We start from the raw sequence: 15639 nt of genomic DNA, 5'->3' as shown, positions 1-15639 counted from the left end.
CATGGATCCGGTGGTGTTGACGCCCGATCAGGATGGGGCGCTGCGGTGGCCGGGGTTGGGGGAATAAAGCCCAAAATAGAGCAGGCAATCTCTTCTTGAGGCTACCTGCTCTATAATAATTATTTCCAAGGTAAGATTGTCATGTGTACTTTTTCACATAGATTGTCATACCGATTATTGATTGTTTCAAAATAAATTTTATTTGCTACAATATCCGCCGCTCTAATCAATGTGACTTTAGCAGAATTACAATAGTCTAAATCAAGGCTTTTCATATTGGGAAATAGCGGAGGAAAGAATTTATCGTACTTCATGTTAAATGTGCCAATTTTAAATTCTTGTTCTAACCCTTCTCTCAACTCATACCTACCATTAGTAGCAGTAGTGTGTTCGTCTACATATATTTTCATAGAGATTACATCATGTGGCTGTATTTTTCCATTTGATATTAGGGTTTTTAGACAATTCTTCAATCCTATTTTAAACGCATAGTCTAAATATCTTTGCTTGGATTTTTTGTCATCAAAAATTCTATCAAGAAGTTTATCTTGTTTAATAATAACTCCAAAACGTATATATTCGTTTAAAGAACGAAAAATTTTGCCCTTTTGCTTATTAGTGATTTTTGCTGCTTTTAGTTCTTCTGATTTAGCATATTTCCCAGATGTCCGAATAATCTTTTCAACATGGGAATACTTCCGATTAGCAATATCTCGGCTTTTTGTTCCAAGGAAAACAATTCCTCCGAATACAAAAATGTCATTGTGAATTTTATCAAAGGTGCCTGATTCATCAGAATAAACAATTATTTCCATCAAGGTTCTCCTTAGTAAAAAAAAACCGCCTACTGGCGGTCCCTGTGGCTGACGACATTACATGTCGCTTAAACGTTAGTTCAGTTACACAGGTATACAGCATATCTCTATCTGCACTTATAGTATATGCGAAATATGTGAAAATGTCAATGGAGAATTGAACTGTTGTCCGCAGACATATGCGTACTAAATTTGTCATAAGAAAAAATGAATGGGGAAAAATCCCGAAAAAAGCGTTTATATATAAAAATGGTGGGGAGGCATAAAGTCATGATTGAAGGAGCTTATGTACAATATCAGTCCGTCAGGGCAGCGGAGGACATGTTTAGTGAAATGAGATTACTCATAAATGAGATTACAATGAGGAATGTCCATTTCATTAGTGATGAAACTGCCGCTACTGTTTTGGAGCTGGCTCTTAAGATAGAGGAGGTGGAAGGCGAAGCGTAAGGAAAGGAGGCACTAGAGATGTGGTGCCTGTTCCAGAAAAGAGGAGGACCAGCAGTTTCCTGCCAGCCCTTTTGAAAAAGTATATGAAAAGCATGAAAATGCTTTGCACGTAATTTATGATAAGAGATAATTGTGATAAAAGTGTGAACAAACATCTTTTGTTTTGTATTATTTTACATTATAATACAAGCGGGAGGGATGATCATGTTTAAGGTAGGAGATACCTGCTTCTTTCTGGAGAGCAACATACATGTGATCGAAGGAACAATCAGATCCTGCGTAGGCGGAAAATACATTGTCAGGTATGGGAGTGGAAAGGGGATCCGACTGACGGAGAAGAGGCTGTACAGAACTCTGGAGGAAGCAGAAGCAGCGATACCGAGGCGGGCAGAGGCGCGGAGGAAAACTCCGTATGATTACATGTGATAGGCGGAGCCGGATGACCGGGCCCGCCTAAACATTTTCAATACATTCTTTTGCCAATTTATCAAAACGTAATCCTTTGAATACCGGCTGTCTCATCCCTCCAGATTTTGTACGGTGCATAAACTTGACTATACACACAAGATCTGGAGAGAGCCAGACGGCCCTGCTATTACCGTGGCCTGCCGGGTATGCGATAAATGGGGCAGCAGGAAGCGTGGAATGTCTGGAGATGATATCAAACGCCTGCCCGCTGACACCCATGGTAACGTGGCCTTTATAGATTAATGTATTGCCCCGGTACTGTCCCAGGACAATACTGGTCATGTGGTTGCTTTTTAGGATATATCCACATACTACATAATCATCCTCCATCATAACCTTCATCTTTATCCAATCTGTGGTCCTTTTTTCTTGGATGTAGATACTGTCTTTGACCTTTGCAACTATTCCTTCCAGTTCCCTTTCTATAGCAAAATCAAAAAGTGGTGTACCCTGTCCATCCACATAGCGCGAGATAGCCATACGGGGACCATCTGTAATAGATTTGTCAAGTAGAGCTTTGCGTTCCATCAATGGTAAGAGCATGGTTTCCTGACAGTCATAGTACAGGATATCAAAGGCCGAAAATGTAGCAGGATTATGTTTGGAATCTAATTCGATTTTAAACCGGTCTGACATAAGGCTGCGGCGCTGGATCAAGGAAAAGTCAGGACGTCCATCTTTAAGGATAAAAAGTTCGCCATCCAAAATGCAACGTTTTTTGACCTGCTTACTGATTTCTGCCAACTCTGGTACTTTGGATAGCATACGGACGTTACGTTTGTTGCGTAACTCTGGCGGCTTTCCTGGCTCCAAATAGGCCACACACCGTTCTCCGTCCCATTTTAACTCATAGATATAGTTTGGATCATCAAATGGAGCCATCTCTTTTCCAATCAGCATTGGTTTAATATTTTTACTGTCAAAGAGGTTCATCATGCTGTTGCAGCCTTTTTGCGTGGTTTACGTTTGGTCGGAGGCTTATTGTCTGATACCTGCGCAAGGCTACGCTGTAGTGCCTCCATGATATCAATAACATTGTCCTGATGCTCTGTTGGTGCATTAACGATTTCCTGTCCGTTTATTTTAGCTTCTATAATTTGCCTTAGTCTTATCTGGTATTCATCATGATACAATTCCGGCTCAAATTCCTTATCCATAGAATTAATAAGCATTTTAGCCATATCCAGTTCTTGCTGCTGCAATTCTGGGTGCGCTGGTTCCTTGGGGATTTCTTTCACTTCGTCCGCAAAAAATAGAGTTTCAACAAGCATCCCCTTTGGCGTAGGAATCAAACAGAGTAGCTTTTCTGATTGCCCCATTACAGTCTTGGCTATCGCCACCTTACCCTCATCTAACATGGCCTTGCGGAGTAATTCATAGGCTTTATCCCCGCCAGCCTCAACAACTGCATGATACGTTTTATCAAAATAGATGGGACGTATGTTGTGGATATCTGTAAAATGTAGGATTTGGATTGTTTTGTCCTTTTCGGTTTTGGCTTTCTCAAAATCTGCATCAGTCATTGTCACATATTGACCTGGCGCAAACTCAAACCCTTTAATTATATCCTGTGTGCCTACTTCCTTGCCGCAATTGGCACAGACTTTTTTATACTTTACCCGGGACCCGTCCTCCTTGCAAAGCTGATTAAAGTGTATATCGTTGTCCTGTGTAGCTGTGTGTAATGCTACAGGAATGTGTACAAGCCCAAAACTTATTGCTCCCTTGTGCGCTGCTGGCATAGTGATCACCTCTCGTTTTAGGTTAGTATCCCCGGCTGTTTAGATTATATAACACATGTAAATATAAATAATATAAGATGGGCTACCGGATCAGCCAATTATTCCATGTGGACCCATTTATGGATTATTTTTCCAGATATTTTTATAAAGAAAAGTGGTATATTCATAATTATGAAGATACTGCTGAAAAAAATAAGAGAAGAGAGGAAATTATCCCTTCGGCAGATGGAAATCATGACTGGATTATCAAAGTCGGCTTTGAGTAGGATAGAGAATGGAGAGGTATCAATGACCCTCCATGAAGCCGAGATGATAGCAGAAGGGTTACATATTGGAATTGTAGATTTATTCGATTCAGCAGTAAAATTTAAAAAGTGTCCCGATATCGGGACAAAGCGAAGGGAAAAGTAAATTGGTGCGTTCTCCAATTAAAGATAAATTGAAAGGAGACGAAAACTATGGTGTACATTAGAGGAGTAATGGATATGGATACACGAAAATCCTTAATATTCTTATAGGTGTTTCTGTATAAATACAAAGGAGGAAGTAGTTATGGCATATCCAATAGATGAGGATAAGTTTGTTTCTATTTGTATGAGAGAAATAGGTGAACATGATGAAGTCGATGAGAAGGTGGCTCAGGCAGTAGCGGCTACACTTAATTGGGCTCACCATAAAGGAATGATTGACAATGAAAAGAGGATGTAAATACATTTAGCAGACAACAAAAAAGTGTCCTTTTTTGTTTGAAAGAATTAAGTATAATTGTGTATGGTTAGTCACATGTTAGTCACAAGATTTGCAAAAACAACGTAAAAACGTTGGTTTGTAGGCCTAGTTTCATAATTAATACTTATCCTCCCCTTTTTAAATCAGCTTCAGCGCGAGTGACGTGCCGGGGCTGATTTTTTGTGGGTTTGGTGCTATGCTGGTTTCTGTTTTTTTGTCGGCCCATCAACCTGGGAGGCTGCGGCTTATTTGTGATTTACTCTTGAGCAGAAGCGTTAGTGTAATAGTCATAGGATTGCTGCTGGGGGATACAATCTCAATCGTCCAGTCAGGCCCATCGCAAGGTTGCGGTGGGCCTGGATTTTTTACAGACAGGCCATGGGTTATTTTGACAGCCCTCTGTATGATCATACTTACTCGGAGAATAGTTATTTCCCTCCTGACATGATACCTAAAGTACAGGGGGGATAGAAAAAATAGGACAGAGGCAGCCAGATGTGATTTGCGAAAATGCAAGAAACAAATGAAGAAAGAGCCAAGTAAGTCAGATGATTGAACCCAAGGGCGCTGCTAATGCGCCCTTCATGGTTAATCGTAATAATGTTCTACTACATAATGAGCTACTGCATCAATAAAAGCACCGTTTCGTGGTTTCTGTTCTGTCTCAAAGCCAAAAACTTCATATAAAAGCATTTTGTCGCCATGTTCCCATATCGTTTTCACTATGGTCCGGATATCCCTTTCAACACACCCAATAGATGTTTGGAATCGGCTGGCGATATCTACATATAATCCTTTTGAGATGTAAGTGAGCAGTTCAGGATCATGGATGGCCCGTCCAACGCCGTAGGCGGTATAGCGGAATCCCTTGTAAGAATTATTGACACCCAGACGCCGCAGTAAATTACAGGTTTCTCTTTCGTACTTCATATTCTAATCCTCCTAATGTATTGTTACCACTGTAAAGTTATACGCTGGGAGGGGGATTATCAAGCGGAGAGACGACAACAAAAATCGATATATTATGACGAAAAATGTCGAGCGATTAGGCGGGGAATTGGTATATGTAAAAAAGTGCCTGCGTATCAGGGGACAGGACAAGACGACAAATCAGGGAAGAACGAAAAAAGGCGCGTTCAAATATGCTGAACAAAAAACAGAAGAAGGCGTATTCAAATATGCTGTGGGAAAGGATGTTCAGGCACACAAAAAGAAAAAAATAAAGGGAGGACCGGAAAACCGGTCCAGCCGCGCTTGGCGCCCGCGCCTCTGCAGTGACGGGGCTGGATCTTATACAGGGATTAATGATACATATATAGTGTCAATAATACATAACAGTGTTAATGATACATGGACAAGGTTAAGGCTCCATGCAAAAGCATCTTCTGTAGCTGCTGTTTGCATTCTTCCAATTTACTACGTGGAACCAATCATCAATATAATCCCCACGCAAATTATAATGTTTTAAATAGTAGGCGTGTTCCCAGACATCCAGATTAAGCACAGGGCACATCCCCAAGGGCAGAGGGGTGTCTTGGTTTTTTGTTGTTATGATAGCAAGCTGTCCAACCGCATTTACAACCAGCCAGGCGTAGCCTGAACCAAATACAGAGAGGGCGGCGGTTTTGAACTGATTTTGAAAGTCCTGAAAACTCCCGAATTCCATGTTGATGGATTCAGCAAGCAAACCCACGGGTTGAGAAGGCGCAGGATTTGTAAGGTTAGAAAAGTAAAATTGGTGGTTGAATACACCGCCTCCATTGTTTGTGACAGCAGTCTGAAGAGCTGTTGGAAGGCTTGGGACATTGACTAGCAGCTGTTCCAGGGTCCAGGTTTGAAATTCCGGGTATTGACTCAGGGCATTGTTTAAATTATCAATATAGGTTTGAAGATGTTTATCATGATGCAGGTACATTGTCTTTTCATCAATATAGGGTTCCATAGCATTGTAAGAATATGGAAGCGGCGTGTTGACAAATTTATAATGCTGGTTCATGGTTATAACCTTGTTTTTTCTTAGTATATGCCCGTATTATGGAAAATGTACCCTGCAGCCATCGATAAATAAGATAGGGCTGTTACAGATCATTGGCATACAGCCACTGTGATTTAGCCCGCTCCATCCAATAAGTGTTCCCTCGGTTGCGTTGCAGTTCATCAAAAAAATCAATGCATTCCTCTGTATCCCGGGAAAGGCGGGACCTGGTTGCGGATGGCTTCATGGAATTGGTACTGAGGCATGATGGATTAGGGAAAACCATATGTTCCAGCTGCAGTTCTGTGTCGGAAGGCCGTCTGGCCGCGCTGTAGGATATCTTACGGAACCACTCCCTATAGGACAGTAACGCACGGTTTGAGGCGGCATATGATAAGCCAAAGGTTCCGTGAATCAAGGCGGCATCATAACACTTTAGCCGGTGGATCAGAATGCGGGGGGCCAGGATGTTACTTGCAAAGAAGTCCGCTTCCAGATCATTCTCCATGGTGTCTCCGGCGTGGTCCAGCAGTATGTGGCCAACCTCGTGCATTAATGTAAAACGCTGGCGGCAAAGGTGAGGGAAGGTATCATTGTAGTAAATGCTTCCCTTGAGTTTAAATGCATCATCGCTGACCCGGTGACATTCCAGCTCCTTCCTGGATGGAAGTTCTGAGTACTTAAATAAGGGAATCCCTAATGTTTGGATCACCTCAATGCTGTTGACGGGAAAGCTGTCAATCCCGCAGGTTTTGTATACCTCTAAAATCTTGCACAATATCCCACCACGATCCAAAACGGTTCACTCCTTAATCATCAGACAACAAAATCCGTATGATGTCCTGCTTTTGTTCGACCGTGAGTTTCTTTCCATTGCGTGCAATCAGGCTTTGTATATCTTCGTAGGTTGGCTCATAAGTCTGTTTTTCCGCCGGTATAGCGGAAACCTTTGTATGCCCCAGAAGATAGTCCGCATCTACCTGGAAGAAATCAGCGATTTTCTCCAGGGTCTCAAAATCAGGCTCCCGGTTGCCGTTTTCATACATACTGATTGCGCTTCGGGAGATATCCAGCACATCTGACAAATATGCTTGGGAATATCCACGTTCCTGTCTGAGTGACTTAAAAACCTTATAAAATTCGCCCATGTTCACACCTCGTTTCTATAAGTGCATATTATCACGGCGCGTGTCCTTTGTAAAGAAATAATGACACGTAATGTGAAAAAACACTTCTGCATATTGACACGAAATGTGAATGATGATATAACATAAGCAGACACGAAATGTGACACCATATAAAGGATAAAGATAGAACACACGTTCGATGTAAAAACTATACCACCTACGGATCCTGGTGTCAATATCTGAAAGGAGATTATCATGGAAAAACATTATTGTGACATATGTGGGGGAGAGACACCGGCAGGTTATGTCAAAGCGACCAGTGAGACGGCACAGATCTTTTCAGGGGCAGGTTTTCAGGATGTATGCTGCCGCTGCCTTGGCAGGGCTAAAAGCATATCCTGGCGCGAGGTGGTCCAATCGGCCATCGGGAAGGATGACTTCTTTTCTGACATGTGATATCCTGAAAGAGAGAATTAAGTACCAATGTTAAAAATCGATCAGAAAAGGGGGATGCTATGAACCAAAATAAATTAAAGAATGCCGTTATTATTTTTTGTGCTGTTATGCTGGCAGTGAATCATGTTCAGGTCAGAGGGATAAAGAGAGAATTAGAGTCTCTGAGACAGGAATATAACAATCGGGAAGTCAATATACATAATGATCTGGAAAACGTAAGGACATCTCTTTATGAGAGCAGTAATAAACTGGAGACTTTGATAAGAGAAGGGCAGAGTTTGTTTTCTGAGACATCGATAGATGTAAAACTGCAGGATAAAAAGATGGCAGTGACCATGATGGCAGTGCCTAAGGAAAGAAAAAGCGGAGAGACTCTGGTGGCCAGTATAATTGTTGGAGGACAGGTCTATCAGCAGGAAGCAGATGATTATGATCGGGCGGTGCTGCTTGTTGATATGGCTGAATCCATTAAACCCGCTTTTGTTCTAAAATCTTCAGAGGGGATCAGACAGGAATCACTGGACGAGATGTATACAGGTGAATTGTTTACCCGCAGGGTGGAAACGAACTGGAGCTTGGACTCAGAATCTTCCGGGGACCGTAATCTGCTTTATGCCTGGATTTCTCCGGCAAATGAATCCATGCCCCTGGATGAGGATGTTATTGAGAGAGTGGAGTTGATCATCAGGGACACCGGGACCGTAGAACTGTCGCCTTCCGACCGCGGTTCGGGCAATCGCTCGGGCAGCTTTAGCTCCAGTTCAAGTTACAGCGTAGAAGGGGGAGGAAGCGTTTCGGGCAGGACCGCGGGGCCCATTATAAAGATCCCCCAGGGGGATACCCTCCCCGCCAGGAAGCTGGCTGAAGGAGGGCAGTCTTCCATCGGATATACGGCGGATCTGTCAGAGTATACCAACAGAAAAGACGGAATACGCTATGAAGTCTATCTTACGCTTTTAACGAAGGAGGGAATCCTGTACGTGACACCGGATCATCCCATTGCATCTTTCAGTACAGTGGAAGGAGCGCAGAAACGAAACAGCGGAGATGGAGTCATGTGGCCGGATTTTCAATACTGAGGTGTGTGACTTTGTGTTTGTAAGAAATAGGTAATCATACAGATACTATATGCTAACGTACACAAAAAGTGGATTGATTTTCGGAGGGTGATAAACTAAAATAGAAGGGTATTGTCTTTATCTTTTAGAGTACAGATAAAAAGAAATCACAATTGAAATTGAGCCTGGTAGATCAGTGATGTTTAGTAAGAGGGACTTGAGATGAGAGAACCGTATGTTGTCTATCAATCCATAAAAGCTGCTGAAGATATGTTTGCGGCAATGGAAATGATTCCTGACCGCGTGAGATTCAGACAAGTGGAGTTCATAGATAACGAGACCGCGGCTGTTAATCTGGATATAGCCTTAATTTTGGTTGCACTGGAAAATGGGCCATTACAATAATTTTTTTTAATTTGTCCCATGAATGTATATCAAAGAAAAAAAAGGCAATAATGAGAGTGTTAAGAATTTTCTTAATACTTATCCTCCCCTTTTTAAGCCGGCCTGCAGCAGATGTGCTGCGGGCCGGCTTTTTTCTAAAGGAGAAATCGTACCCATTCAACGATATTTAAAAATTCCATCCTTTATGAACCTGTATTCTAGTTAGCAGATGTATCCTTATATAAGAGTACCTGACCGGTATGGGATTTGAAATGATTCATATGAATGGGGAGGAATTTGGATATGAAGCATATTGATGTGATGTTGGGGGTATCCATACTCATAATATCAATTTCGGCTTGCAGCAGTCCGTCTGTCACCTCAGAAGATACATGGGTGAATCTGAGCGGAGAACTTAAGTCTGTAAGGGGGATGTACAGATTGTATATATTAACTCAGAACATGAAGAACTCATAATCTCCAACAACATCGGGGAACAGGGCGGAAACATAAGTATTGATACCAGCCTGCGCTTTGAAAAAGGAGAGGGGAGCCTTGTGTTCAGAGGCTATGATGCAAAATTTAAGTTTGATCTGCTGTTTACAAATACAGACAGGGATGACAACTGCATTGTGCTGAATACGGATCTTGGCAGCAAAACAAAAGTAAGAGTATGGGTCAATGCAAAGGTGTCCAGCGTGGACGATAAAAGCAGCCTGTCTTTTAGCGGCTTTAATCTGGGTTACAAAACACCGGACGGAGAGAATGTGGCTGCGGTCAAATATAAAACAAATATATAAATCATTGGGTGGCACAATTGTCAGATTTTCGCCTGAATAGAAGATAGTACTGGAAATGTGGTGGATTATGTTAAGCCAGATTCAGAAGCCTATATTGACGACAAATAAAAATTGTCTTCAATTGTCTTCAAAAATCCAGATGGTATAAAATAAAAAAAGTGCTAAAAACCTTGTAATATCAAGGGTTCCAGCACACTTTAACCAGTGGAGACAACAGGACTCGAACCTGCGACCCTCTACACGTCAAGCAGATGCTCTCCCAGCTGAGCTATGTCTCCATAGGGCGATTATAACACAGATCGCAGTGAATTGGCAAGACAATCCCTATAAAAAGGGAGGAGCCGGTCAGAATCTCTTCTGCCGGCTGAGTATTATGAAAAAAATCTTATAAGCAATATTTGTTTACAAGACATAGTATATCCGGCAAATATGAGCAATCCATAGACAAAATATGAACGGTTTGTAAGAAGTTTGTGAAGGAAATAAGAGGAAATTCCTAGTCCTTGCTGATTTCTCTCATCTGCTCAGTAACCGGGCGGTAGCCGTCTCCTTTGAGGAGGCCGTTAAAAACCGTATCATAAACAGCAAGTGCCAGGACAATGGCTAAAACAGCAATCAGACATTTGGCAATAAATTTCACACTTGATCCCTCCTCCATGGTAATGATTTTTGTCTGCTCTCATGTATATTTCTACTTTATCATTTTACTGCACATAACACAATAAGAATAACACAGGCCCGGCTTACGGGGGCAATCGCAAAGGCCCGATTACAGGTTGTTTGCAAATGCTTACCTATCCGGTGTGTTTTTGTCTTAGCATGTGTGATTTTTGCGATTTCAATCCCTTTCAAGTTGAGACTTTTAAAAGCATGGTGACGGATCAAAAAGCTGCAGAGGAAGAGAAGCGTGCAAAATAAAAGAAAACCCCGTTCCAGGACGGGGCTTTTATTACAACGGTGTGATACTGGTGGCATATGCCTTACCGTTTAGCGGCTGATAAATCTCCACAATGGCAAAATGCGGCGTAAGACCTGTTTCTTTTGGCTCAGCAATGGTCATGAATCGATAATTGGTTCCATTGACAATCTGTTTTGCCACCGCAATGGGATGATAAAAGTAGTCATCATGGGTTCCAATGGCATTATAAAAAATAAAAGAGTCATAGGTGGTAATGTATGGCTGGTATTCCCATCCTCCGGGCATTGGGATACCTCCCTGGGTGTATTTGGTATTAATATATGTCCTGTGGGGGAATTGGTGCAGATGGGGGACAACAGGATTCATTTTCCAAGAAAATTCAGAAATCATTCCAAGTCCTTATGGGAAGGCGCGCATAGGCCTGTCTTAAGCACCAGAGAAGTATTATATGTCTTCTTAATTTTCCCCTCTGAGCCTTGTACTGGCATCAGAGGGGATGTTTTGTTTAAGCGGCAGATTCAGTATGCTTGGTTTTCCATTTCTTTAGTGCGATATTCATCCAGTTTCCAAACAGTTTAACCGCAATGATTTTTATAATTATTTTTAAAGCTGCGTATCAGCTAAAGGAAACCTGTTTTTTAAAGGCTGTGGTGATGCATCCCGTTCATATACTATGTTTTCCTCATAAGCATTCCCGTTTGACGAACCTTGATCCAGAAGGCGCTTTTGAGCTTCAAGCCGTTCCTGATCCAATATGGACTGATAGTCACTTTCAATGCTGCTTTCATTGTCAGGGTTTGTGCAGAAGCCATTTGAATCAAAATAATATGTGGTATTATTTTCCGTCAAGTCCTCATATCTAATTTCGCCGGTAGGGTTAAGATAATACCAGTTACCGTTGACGGTTTTTATCCATCCGGTTCGCATATATCCGTTATCGTTGAAAAGATAGTTCTTTCCGTCAATGTTCTGCCAGGTACTGGTTGGATATCCTCCATCATCATTTTGATACCACCATCCAGTATCATCTTGTTTCCATTCTCCGGCGAAGGCTGTCATTCCCATAGATGCTGACAGAAGAGCAGATGCAATAAATAATAGTACTTTCCTCATGATAAATCCTCCTGGTATTTTTTATAAAAACTTAGGTTTAAACTACTTTTGGAAATCAGGCTTTGTATATTTTTATAGGACGGCTCCGCGTTCTCTTTTTACTTAATGTATCCAATGTGTCCCCCGACTTTTCCAGTCCCTACCTTTAACGAGCAGATTTGGTTAATCCAGAATATTTGGAAGAATTGTTTGAAAAGATCGAAATCCCTGAAAAACATATGTTCTGTCAGAACAACTATATCACCCATCCATATCTATGTCAATGGACCAGGGAGGGAAAATAAATATGGGAGCAGCGTTGAGTGCTGGTGTTTCTGGTTTTATGATCAGCCCTCTTTTTGCTTTGAAGAACATCAAACAATTGTTTGGCGTTTGCTAAGTCATAGGCTGGCTGTATTACTGATCAAAAAAATACAAAATAATATTTCCTTTTTACATCCTTTTTACTATAATACATAAAGGAAATAACAAAAAGGAGGATGAAAATATATGATTTGTCCTAAATGTAATGGTAAGATGGAAGAAAATCGTATACGGACGCATATGCTTTGGATTGATGCGATCCATCAAATACCGGATGAGGAAAAGCAGTTAGGGCCCACGATCGCCTATGTATGTGATGAGTGCGGTTATATGGAGTTTTACCGGGAAAAGAAATTGGAATAGAAAAGCGGCAGGGATCATTCCCTGCCGTTAGTGTCATCTTCATCTTTTATATATTCCAATACATCACTTACAGAACAATCCAGAAGCCTGCACAGCGTGTTAAGTGTATTGATATTCATGCTGTTTCCGTGTCTGATCGAATGATATGTGGACATTGGAAAACCCATCTTCCCCAATTTGTATGATGTTATGCCTTTTTCTTTCATTGTCCGAAATAACGGCTCGTAGCTTATCATGTCTCGCCTCCCATTTATTAGTATGCTCTATAACTTGTATATTATATTTTGTATATACGTTTTATAAAAGATACTATTAATAATACATACAGCTTATAGTATGCAAGATGCATCCCCCCAAGCGGACAAGGGTACTAAATGATGAGATCAATCAGATATCAGTGGCCGGAGTTTCGTTTTCGTGTGATACTTCGTGTGATATAAATGCATATTTTCATACCGATAAAAGGATAATGTAACATTTCTGGATATTAAAAAACCCACGCTATTACGTTGCTTTTCGCAATCACGTGGGTTTTGAACAAATGGAGACAACGGGATTCGAACCCGCGGTCTCTGCGTTGCGAACGCAGCGCTCTCCCAGCTGAGCTATGTCCCCATAAATCACATTATAGCACAAATGGAAAAAATTACAATCCCATGATGGACTGGAACCTAAAATTTTGAATCATACTATCAGTGAGATGAAATACCCAGTAGAATCTGGAGAAAGGAAAAATCCAATTATTGTCTGAGATAATTGGATTATACGTAATAATATGGACCAAGAGAGAGAAGAAAAACTGGCACAAAAAAAATCCAATGAAATGTTTAACAGTATAACGGAAAAACAAAAGCCGGAGAATCAGAATCAGACCCACAATTCCCGTAGGGAAGGCATGGGACCGAACACAAAGCGGAAGCCTAGTTGAGCCCCCTGCATCCCTAGCCCATGTAACTTAATCTTCCCAATTACCAAGTCTTACCCCCAAAAAACGCGTGTCTGAACAGTAAGTCCAGCTTCATCCCCGCGTTTTTAATTTTCAACCCCATTAAACAGTTGTAATTGCACGAATAATCCACTTATCCACAATAATGTGGAAAAGATTGTGGATAAAATGTTATTATCTGAAAAAAATATTAGTTTATCCACATTTGTACAAAAAAAGGACAGAACCTTGCGGCCATAAGCCAAGGTCCTGTCCCTTTTCCTGATTTACTAAGCCTTGTTTACAAAAGACTCACAGTCTGTACATTCCTTTACGGTTGGGTTAGCCTCGTGTGTGCCTACCTTGATTACGTTCAGTGTACAGTAATTCTCATCCTGTGCGTGATGGGTGCAGTTCTTGATGGAACATTGAATGCTTTCGTTCTTGCCATTGACCTTCATGGAAAAACCTCCTTTAAAAAATTATTTGATTACCTGCTTATTATCTGCAGAAAATCGAAAAAAATACCCTTGGGTTTATACGGCGGTATCGTATATGCTGCCATATGCCATGTATTTATATCCAGAAGACAAAATATATTTGAAAAATCCTGACTTTTGTTATATACTATGGTCTAGCACATAAAAATACAAAAAGGATGGTTTTACTATGGCACTGTTAGAGACATGGAGAAATCTGGCATATGGCGATGGCCTGGATGATAAAAAGAGAGAAGAATTGTGGGCGGGATATTTCCAGATTGAAAAGGGAATTTATGAGCAGATCCTTTCCAACCCGGCAGAGGTTGTGACAGGAACTGTAAAGGAACTGGCTGAGAAGTACGAAACTGAGATACTGATCATGACAGGTTTCCTGGATGGAATCAATGAGAGCCTGAAGGGCTATGAGAATCCCATTGAGACCATGGAAGAGGACACAGAGGTCAAAATTGAAATCGACCCGGAAAAGCTGTATTACAATATGGTGGAGGCAAAGGCTAACTGGCTGTATGAGCTTCCTCAGTGGGACAGCATCCTTACCCAGGATAAGCGCAAGGAACTTTACAAGAATCAGAAAGCTTCCGGCACGGTCCGCAAGGATAAGAAGATTTTCCCCAACGATCCCTGTCCATGCGGAAGCGGCAAGAAGTATAAGAAGTGCTGCGGTAAGAACGCATAATGATATCTGATTGTAAGCCGCCTGCCCGGAGATGATCCGGACAGGCGCTTTTGCAGTGAAAGACAGGAGGGTGAGACATGGAAGCCTATACGGGATTTGCGGAAGTTTATGATGTGTTCCAGGACAATGTGCCCTATGAGGAATGGTGCGCTTATGTGACAGGTCTTCTGGCGGAATACGGAGTTTCTGGCGGCCTGATACTGGACATGGGATGCGGCACCGGAAGCCTGACAGAGCTTTTGGCAAAAGCCGGATATGATATGATCGGAATCGATAATTCCGGGGAAATGCTTCAGATCGCCATGAACAAAAGCCGTGATTCCGGACTGGATATCCTTTATCTGCAGCAGGATATGCGGGAATTTGAACTGTACGGTACGGTGAGGGCAGTGGTCAGCATTTGTGATTCCATGAACTACATTATGGAATACGGGGATTTGGTACAGGTGTTCAGGCTGGTCAATAATTATTTGGATCCCAAGGGTGTATTTATCTTTGATCTCAACACAGAATATAAATACAGGGAAATGCTGGCGGATTATACATTTGCAGAGGACAGGGAGGAATCCAGCTTTATCTGGAATAATTTTTATGATGAGGAAGACAAGGTCAATGAATATGACCTGACCCTTTTTGTAAAAGAAGGGGAGCTTTACCGGAAATTTGAGGAAACCCATTATCAGCGGGCCTATAGCCTGGAGGAGATAAAGCAGGCCATTGGGGAAGCGGGCATGGAGTTTGTGGCAGCATACGATGCATGCACCCATCATCCGGCCCGGGATGACAGTGAACGGATTTATGTGGTTGCCAGGGAAATGGGAAAGTGACCTGAA

General features: G+C 41.7%; 23 protein-coding genes and 2 tRNA genes. 11 read left to right on the top strand and 14 right to left on the bottom strand.

The features are described 5' to 3' along the window. Nucleotides 1–119: 119 nt before the first annotated feature. On the bottom strand, nucleotides 120–815 hold the full coding sequence (locus tag CLFS41_RS27915; RefSeq protein ID WP_045094218.1) for a DUF3800 domain-containing protein: 696 nt from the start codon (nucleotides 813–815) through the stop codon (nucleotides 120–122). Between the two features lie 270 nt (nucleotides 816–1085). On the opposite strand from CLFS41_RS27915, the gene CLFS41_RS27910 reads away from it, so the two are divergent. Together CLFS41_RS27910 and CLFS41_RS27905 are read left to right on the top strand one after the other, a co-directional pair. Then, entirely contained in the window at nucleotides 1086–1265 is a 180-nt protein-coding gene (locus CLFS41_RS27910; RefSeq protein WP_045092390.1) for a hypothetical protein, read from the top strand. Nucleotides 1266–1469: 204 nt separating this feature from the next. Continuing rightward, nucleotides 1470–1691 (top strand): hypothetical protein, encoded by a 222-nt coding sequence (locus tag CLFS41_RS27905; RefSeq protein WP_045094217.1) that lies wholly within the window; start codon nucleotides 1470–1472, stop codon nucleotides 1689–1691. Nucleotides 1692–1718: 27 nt separating this feature from the next. On the opposite strand, the gene CLFS41_RS27900 is transcribed toward CLFS41_RS27905, so the two are convergent. Both CLFS41_RS27900 and CLFS41_RS27895 read right to left on the bottom strand, forming a co-directional pair. After that, on the bottom strand, nucleotides 1719–2669 hold the full coding sequence (locus CLFS41_RS27900; protein WP_082082709.1) for a DNA ligase: 951 nt from the start codon (nucleotides 2667–2669) through the stop codon (nucleotides 1719–1721). Then, a complete protein-coding gene (locus CLFS41_RS27895; protein ID WP_045094216.1) occupies nucleotides 2666–3475 on the bottom strand; it encodes a Ku protein in 810 nt (269 codons plus the stop codon). The genes CLFS41_RS27900 and CLFS41_RS27895 overlap by 4 nt, the downstream gene beginning before the upstream one ends. A 171-nt stretch (nucleotides 3476–3646) precedes the next feature. Between CLFS41_RS27895 and CLFS41_RS29680 the strand changes: the two genes are divergently transcribed. Next, nucleotides 3647–3886, top strand: a complete 240-nt coding sequence (locus tag CLFS41_RS29680) for a helix-turn-helix transcriptional regulator (protein WP_082082712.1) — start codon at nucleotides 3647–3649, stop codon at nucleotides 3884–3886. A 141-nt stretch (nucleotides 3887–4027) separates the two neighbouring features. Further along, complete coding sequence (locus tag CLFS41_RS30535) at nucleotides 4028–4183, top strand: hypothetical protein (RefSeq protein WP_200895122.1); 156 nt, start codon at nucleotides 4028–4030, stop codon at nucleotides 4181–4183. Nucleotides 4184–4792: 609 nt separating this feature from the next. Here the strand turns inward: CLFS41_RS30535 and CLFS41_RS27890 are convergent. From CLFS41_RS27890 to CLFS41_RS27875, 4 genes are all read right to left on the bottom strand, one after another. Then, nucleotides 4793–5134 (bottom strand): sporulation initiation factor Spo0A C-terminal domain-containing protein, encoded by a 342-nt coding sequence (locus CLFS41_RS27890; RefSeq protein ID WP_007860583.1) that lies wholly within the window; start codon nucleotides 5132–5134, stop codon nucleotides 4793–4795. 430 nt (nucleotides 5135–5564) lie between these two features. After that, nucleotides 5565–6200: a superoxide dismutase gene (locus CLFS41_RS27885; protein WP_045094215.1), complete on the bottom strand. Its 636-nt coding sequence runs from the start codon at nucleotides 6198–6200 to the stop codon at nucleotides 5565–5567. An 82-nt stretch (nucleotides 6201–6282) separates the two neighbouring features. Then, the gene (locus CLFS41_RS27880; RefSeq protein WP_007860575.1) at nucleotides 6283–6975 is read right to left on the bottom strand and encodes an ImmA/IrrE family metallo-endopeptidase; all 693 of its coding nucleotides are present in this window, start codon (nucleotides 6973–6975) and stop codon (nucleotides 6283–6285) included. A gap of 13 nt (nucleotides 6976–6988) precedes the next feature. Continuing rightward, nucleotides 6989–7327 (bottom strand): helix-turn-helix transcriptional regulator, encoded by a 339-nt coding sequence (locus CLFS41_RS27875; protein ID WP_007860573.1) that lies wholly within the window; start codon nucleotides 7325–7327, stop codon nucleotides 6989–6991. 234 nt (nucleotides 7328–7561) lie between these two features. Between CLFS41_RS27875 and CLFS41_RS27870 the strand changes: the two genes are divergently transcribed. From CLFS41_RS27870 to CLFS41_RS27855, 4 genes are all read left to right on the top strand, one after another. Continuing rightward, nucleotides 7562–7762 (top strand): hypothetical protein, encoded by a 201-nt coding sequence (locus CLFS41_RS27870; protein WP_007860571.1) that lies wholly within the window; start codon nucleotides 7562–7564, stop codon nucleotides 7760–7762. Nucleotides 7763–7821: 59 nt separating this feature from the next. Next, nucleotides 7822–8841: a hypothetical protein gene (locus CLFS41_RS27865; protein ID WP_045094214.1), complete on the top strand. Its 1020-nt coding sequence runs from the start codon at nucleotides 7822–7824 to the stop codon at nucleotides 8839–8841. 201 nt (nucleotides 8842–9042) lie between these two features. Further along, entirely contained in the window at nucleotides 9043–9225 is a 183-nt protein-coding gene (locus tag CLFS41_RS27860) for a hypothetical protein (protein WP_007860566.1), read from the top strand. A gap of 536 nt (nucleotides 9226–9761) precedes the next feature. Beyond that, nucleotides 9762–10004: a hypothetical protein gene (locus CLFS41_RS27855; protein ID WP_007860562.1), complete on the top strand. Its 243-nt coding sequence runs from the start codon at nucleotides 9762–9764 to the stop codon at nucleotides 10002–10004. A 205-nt stretch (nucleotides 10005–10209) separates the two neighbouring features. Here CLFS41_RS27855 and CLFS41_RS27850 read toward each other — a convergent pair. From CLFS41_RS27850 to CLFS41_RS27840, 4 genes are all read right to left on the bottom strand, one after another. Next, nucleotides 10210–10282 (bottom strand) — tRNA-Val (locus CLFS41_RS27850). Between the two features lie 218 nt (nucleotides 10283–10500). Then, nucleotides 10501–10644 carry a hypothetical protein gene (locus CLFS41_RS30530; protein WP_166436571.1) on the bottom strand — a complete coding sequence of 48 codons (144 nt, stop codon included), beginning with the start codon at nucleotides 10642–10644 and terminating at the stop codon, nucleotides 10501–10503. A gap of 309 nt (nucleotides 10645–10953) precedes the next feature. Beyond that, nucleotides 10954–11208, bottom strand: a complete 255-nt coding sequence (locus CLFS41_RS27845; RefSeq protein WP_007860554.1) for a hypothetical protein — start codon at nucleotides 11206–11208, stop codon at nucleotides 10954–10956. A 318-nt stretch (nucleotides 11209–11526) separates the two neighbouring features. Beyond that, nucleotides 11527–12036 (bottom strand): hypothetical protein, encoded by a 510-nt coding sequence (locus CLFS41_RS27840; protein ID WP_007860552.1) that lies wholly within the window; start codon nucleotides 12034–12036, stop codon nucleotides 11527–11529. 489 nt (nucleotides 12037–12525) lie between these two features. Between CLFS41_RS27840 and CLFS41_RS30525 the strand changes: the two genes are divergently transcribed. Continuing rightward, nucleotides 12526–12702 (top strand): hypothetical protein, encoded by a 177-nt coding sequence (locus CLFS41_RS30525; RefSeq protein WP_007860551.1) that lies wholly within the window; start codon nucleotides 12526–12528, stop codon nucleotides 12700–12702. A 14-nt stretch (nucleotides 12703–12716) separates the two neighbouring features. Here CLFS41_RS30525 and CLFS41_RS27835 read toward each other — a convergent pair whose 3' ends face one another. The 3 genes from CLFS41_RS27835 to CLFS41_RS29675 all read right to left on the bottom strand — a co-directional run bounded on the left by CLFS41_RS27835 (nucleotide 12717) and on the right by CLFS41_RS29675 (nucleotide 14088). Continuing rightward, the gene (locus tag CLFS41_RS27835; RefSeq protein ID WP_007860550.1) at nucleotides 12717–12938 is read right to left on the bottom strand and encodes a helix-turn-helix domain-containing protein; all 222 of its coding nucleotides are present in this window, start codon (nucleotides 12936–12938) and stop codon (nucleotides 12717–12719) included. A gap of 306 nt (nucleotides 12939–13244) precedes the next feature. Beyond that, a tRNA-Ala gene (locus tag CLFS41_RS27830) sits at nucleotides 13245–13317 on the bottom strand. Between the two features lie 600 nt (nucleotides 13318–13917). Next, a complete protein-coding gene (locus CLFS41_RS29675; RefSeq protein WP_007860549.1) occupies nucleotides 13918–14088 on the bottom strand; it encodes a DUF1540 domain-containing protein in 171 nt (56 codons plus the stop codon). A 208-nt stretch (nucleotides 14089–14296) separates the two neighbouring features. Between CLFS41_RS29675 and CLFS41_RS27825 the strand changes: the two genes are divergently transcribed. Both CLFS41_RS27825 and CLFS41_RS27820 read left to right on the top strand, forming a co-directional pair. Beyond that, nucleotides 14297–14806, top strand: a complete 510-nt coding sequence (locus CLFS41_RS27825; protein WP_007860548.1) for an SEC-C metal-binding domain-containing protein — start codon at nucleotides 14297–14299, stop codon at nucleotides 14804–14806. A 77-nt stretch (nucleotides 14807–14883) separates the two neighbouring features. Then, the gene (locus CLFS41_RS27820) at nucleotides 14884–15633 is read left to right on the top strand and encodes a class I SAM-dependent methyltransferase (RefSeq protein ID WP_045094213.1); all 750 of its coding nucleotides are present in this window, start codon (nucleotides 14884–14886) and stop codon (nucleotides 15631–15633) included. Nucleotides 15634–15639: the final 6 nt, after the last annotated feature.

It is taken from the genome of Clostridium sp. FS41 (assembly GCF_000954015.1).
GTDB classification, from domain to species: Bacteria; Bacillota; Clostridia; order Lachnospirales; family Lachnospiraceae; genus Enterocloster; species Enterocloster citroniae.
The sequence above is the reverse complement of the archived record's forward strand: the minus strand, read 5'-3'. Positions and strand labels throughout refer to the sequence as shown.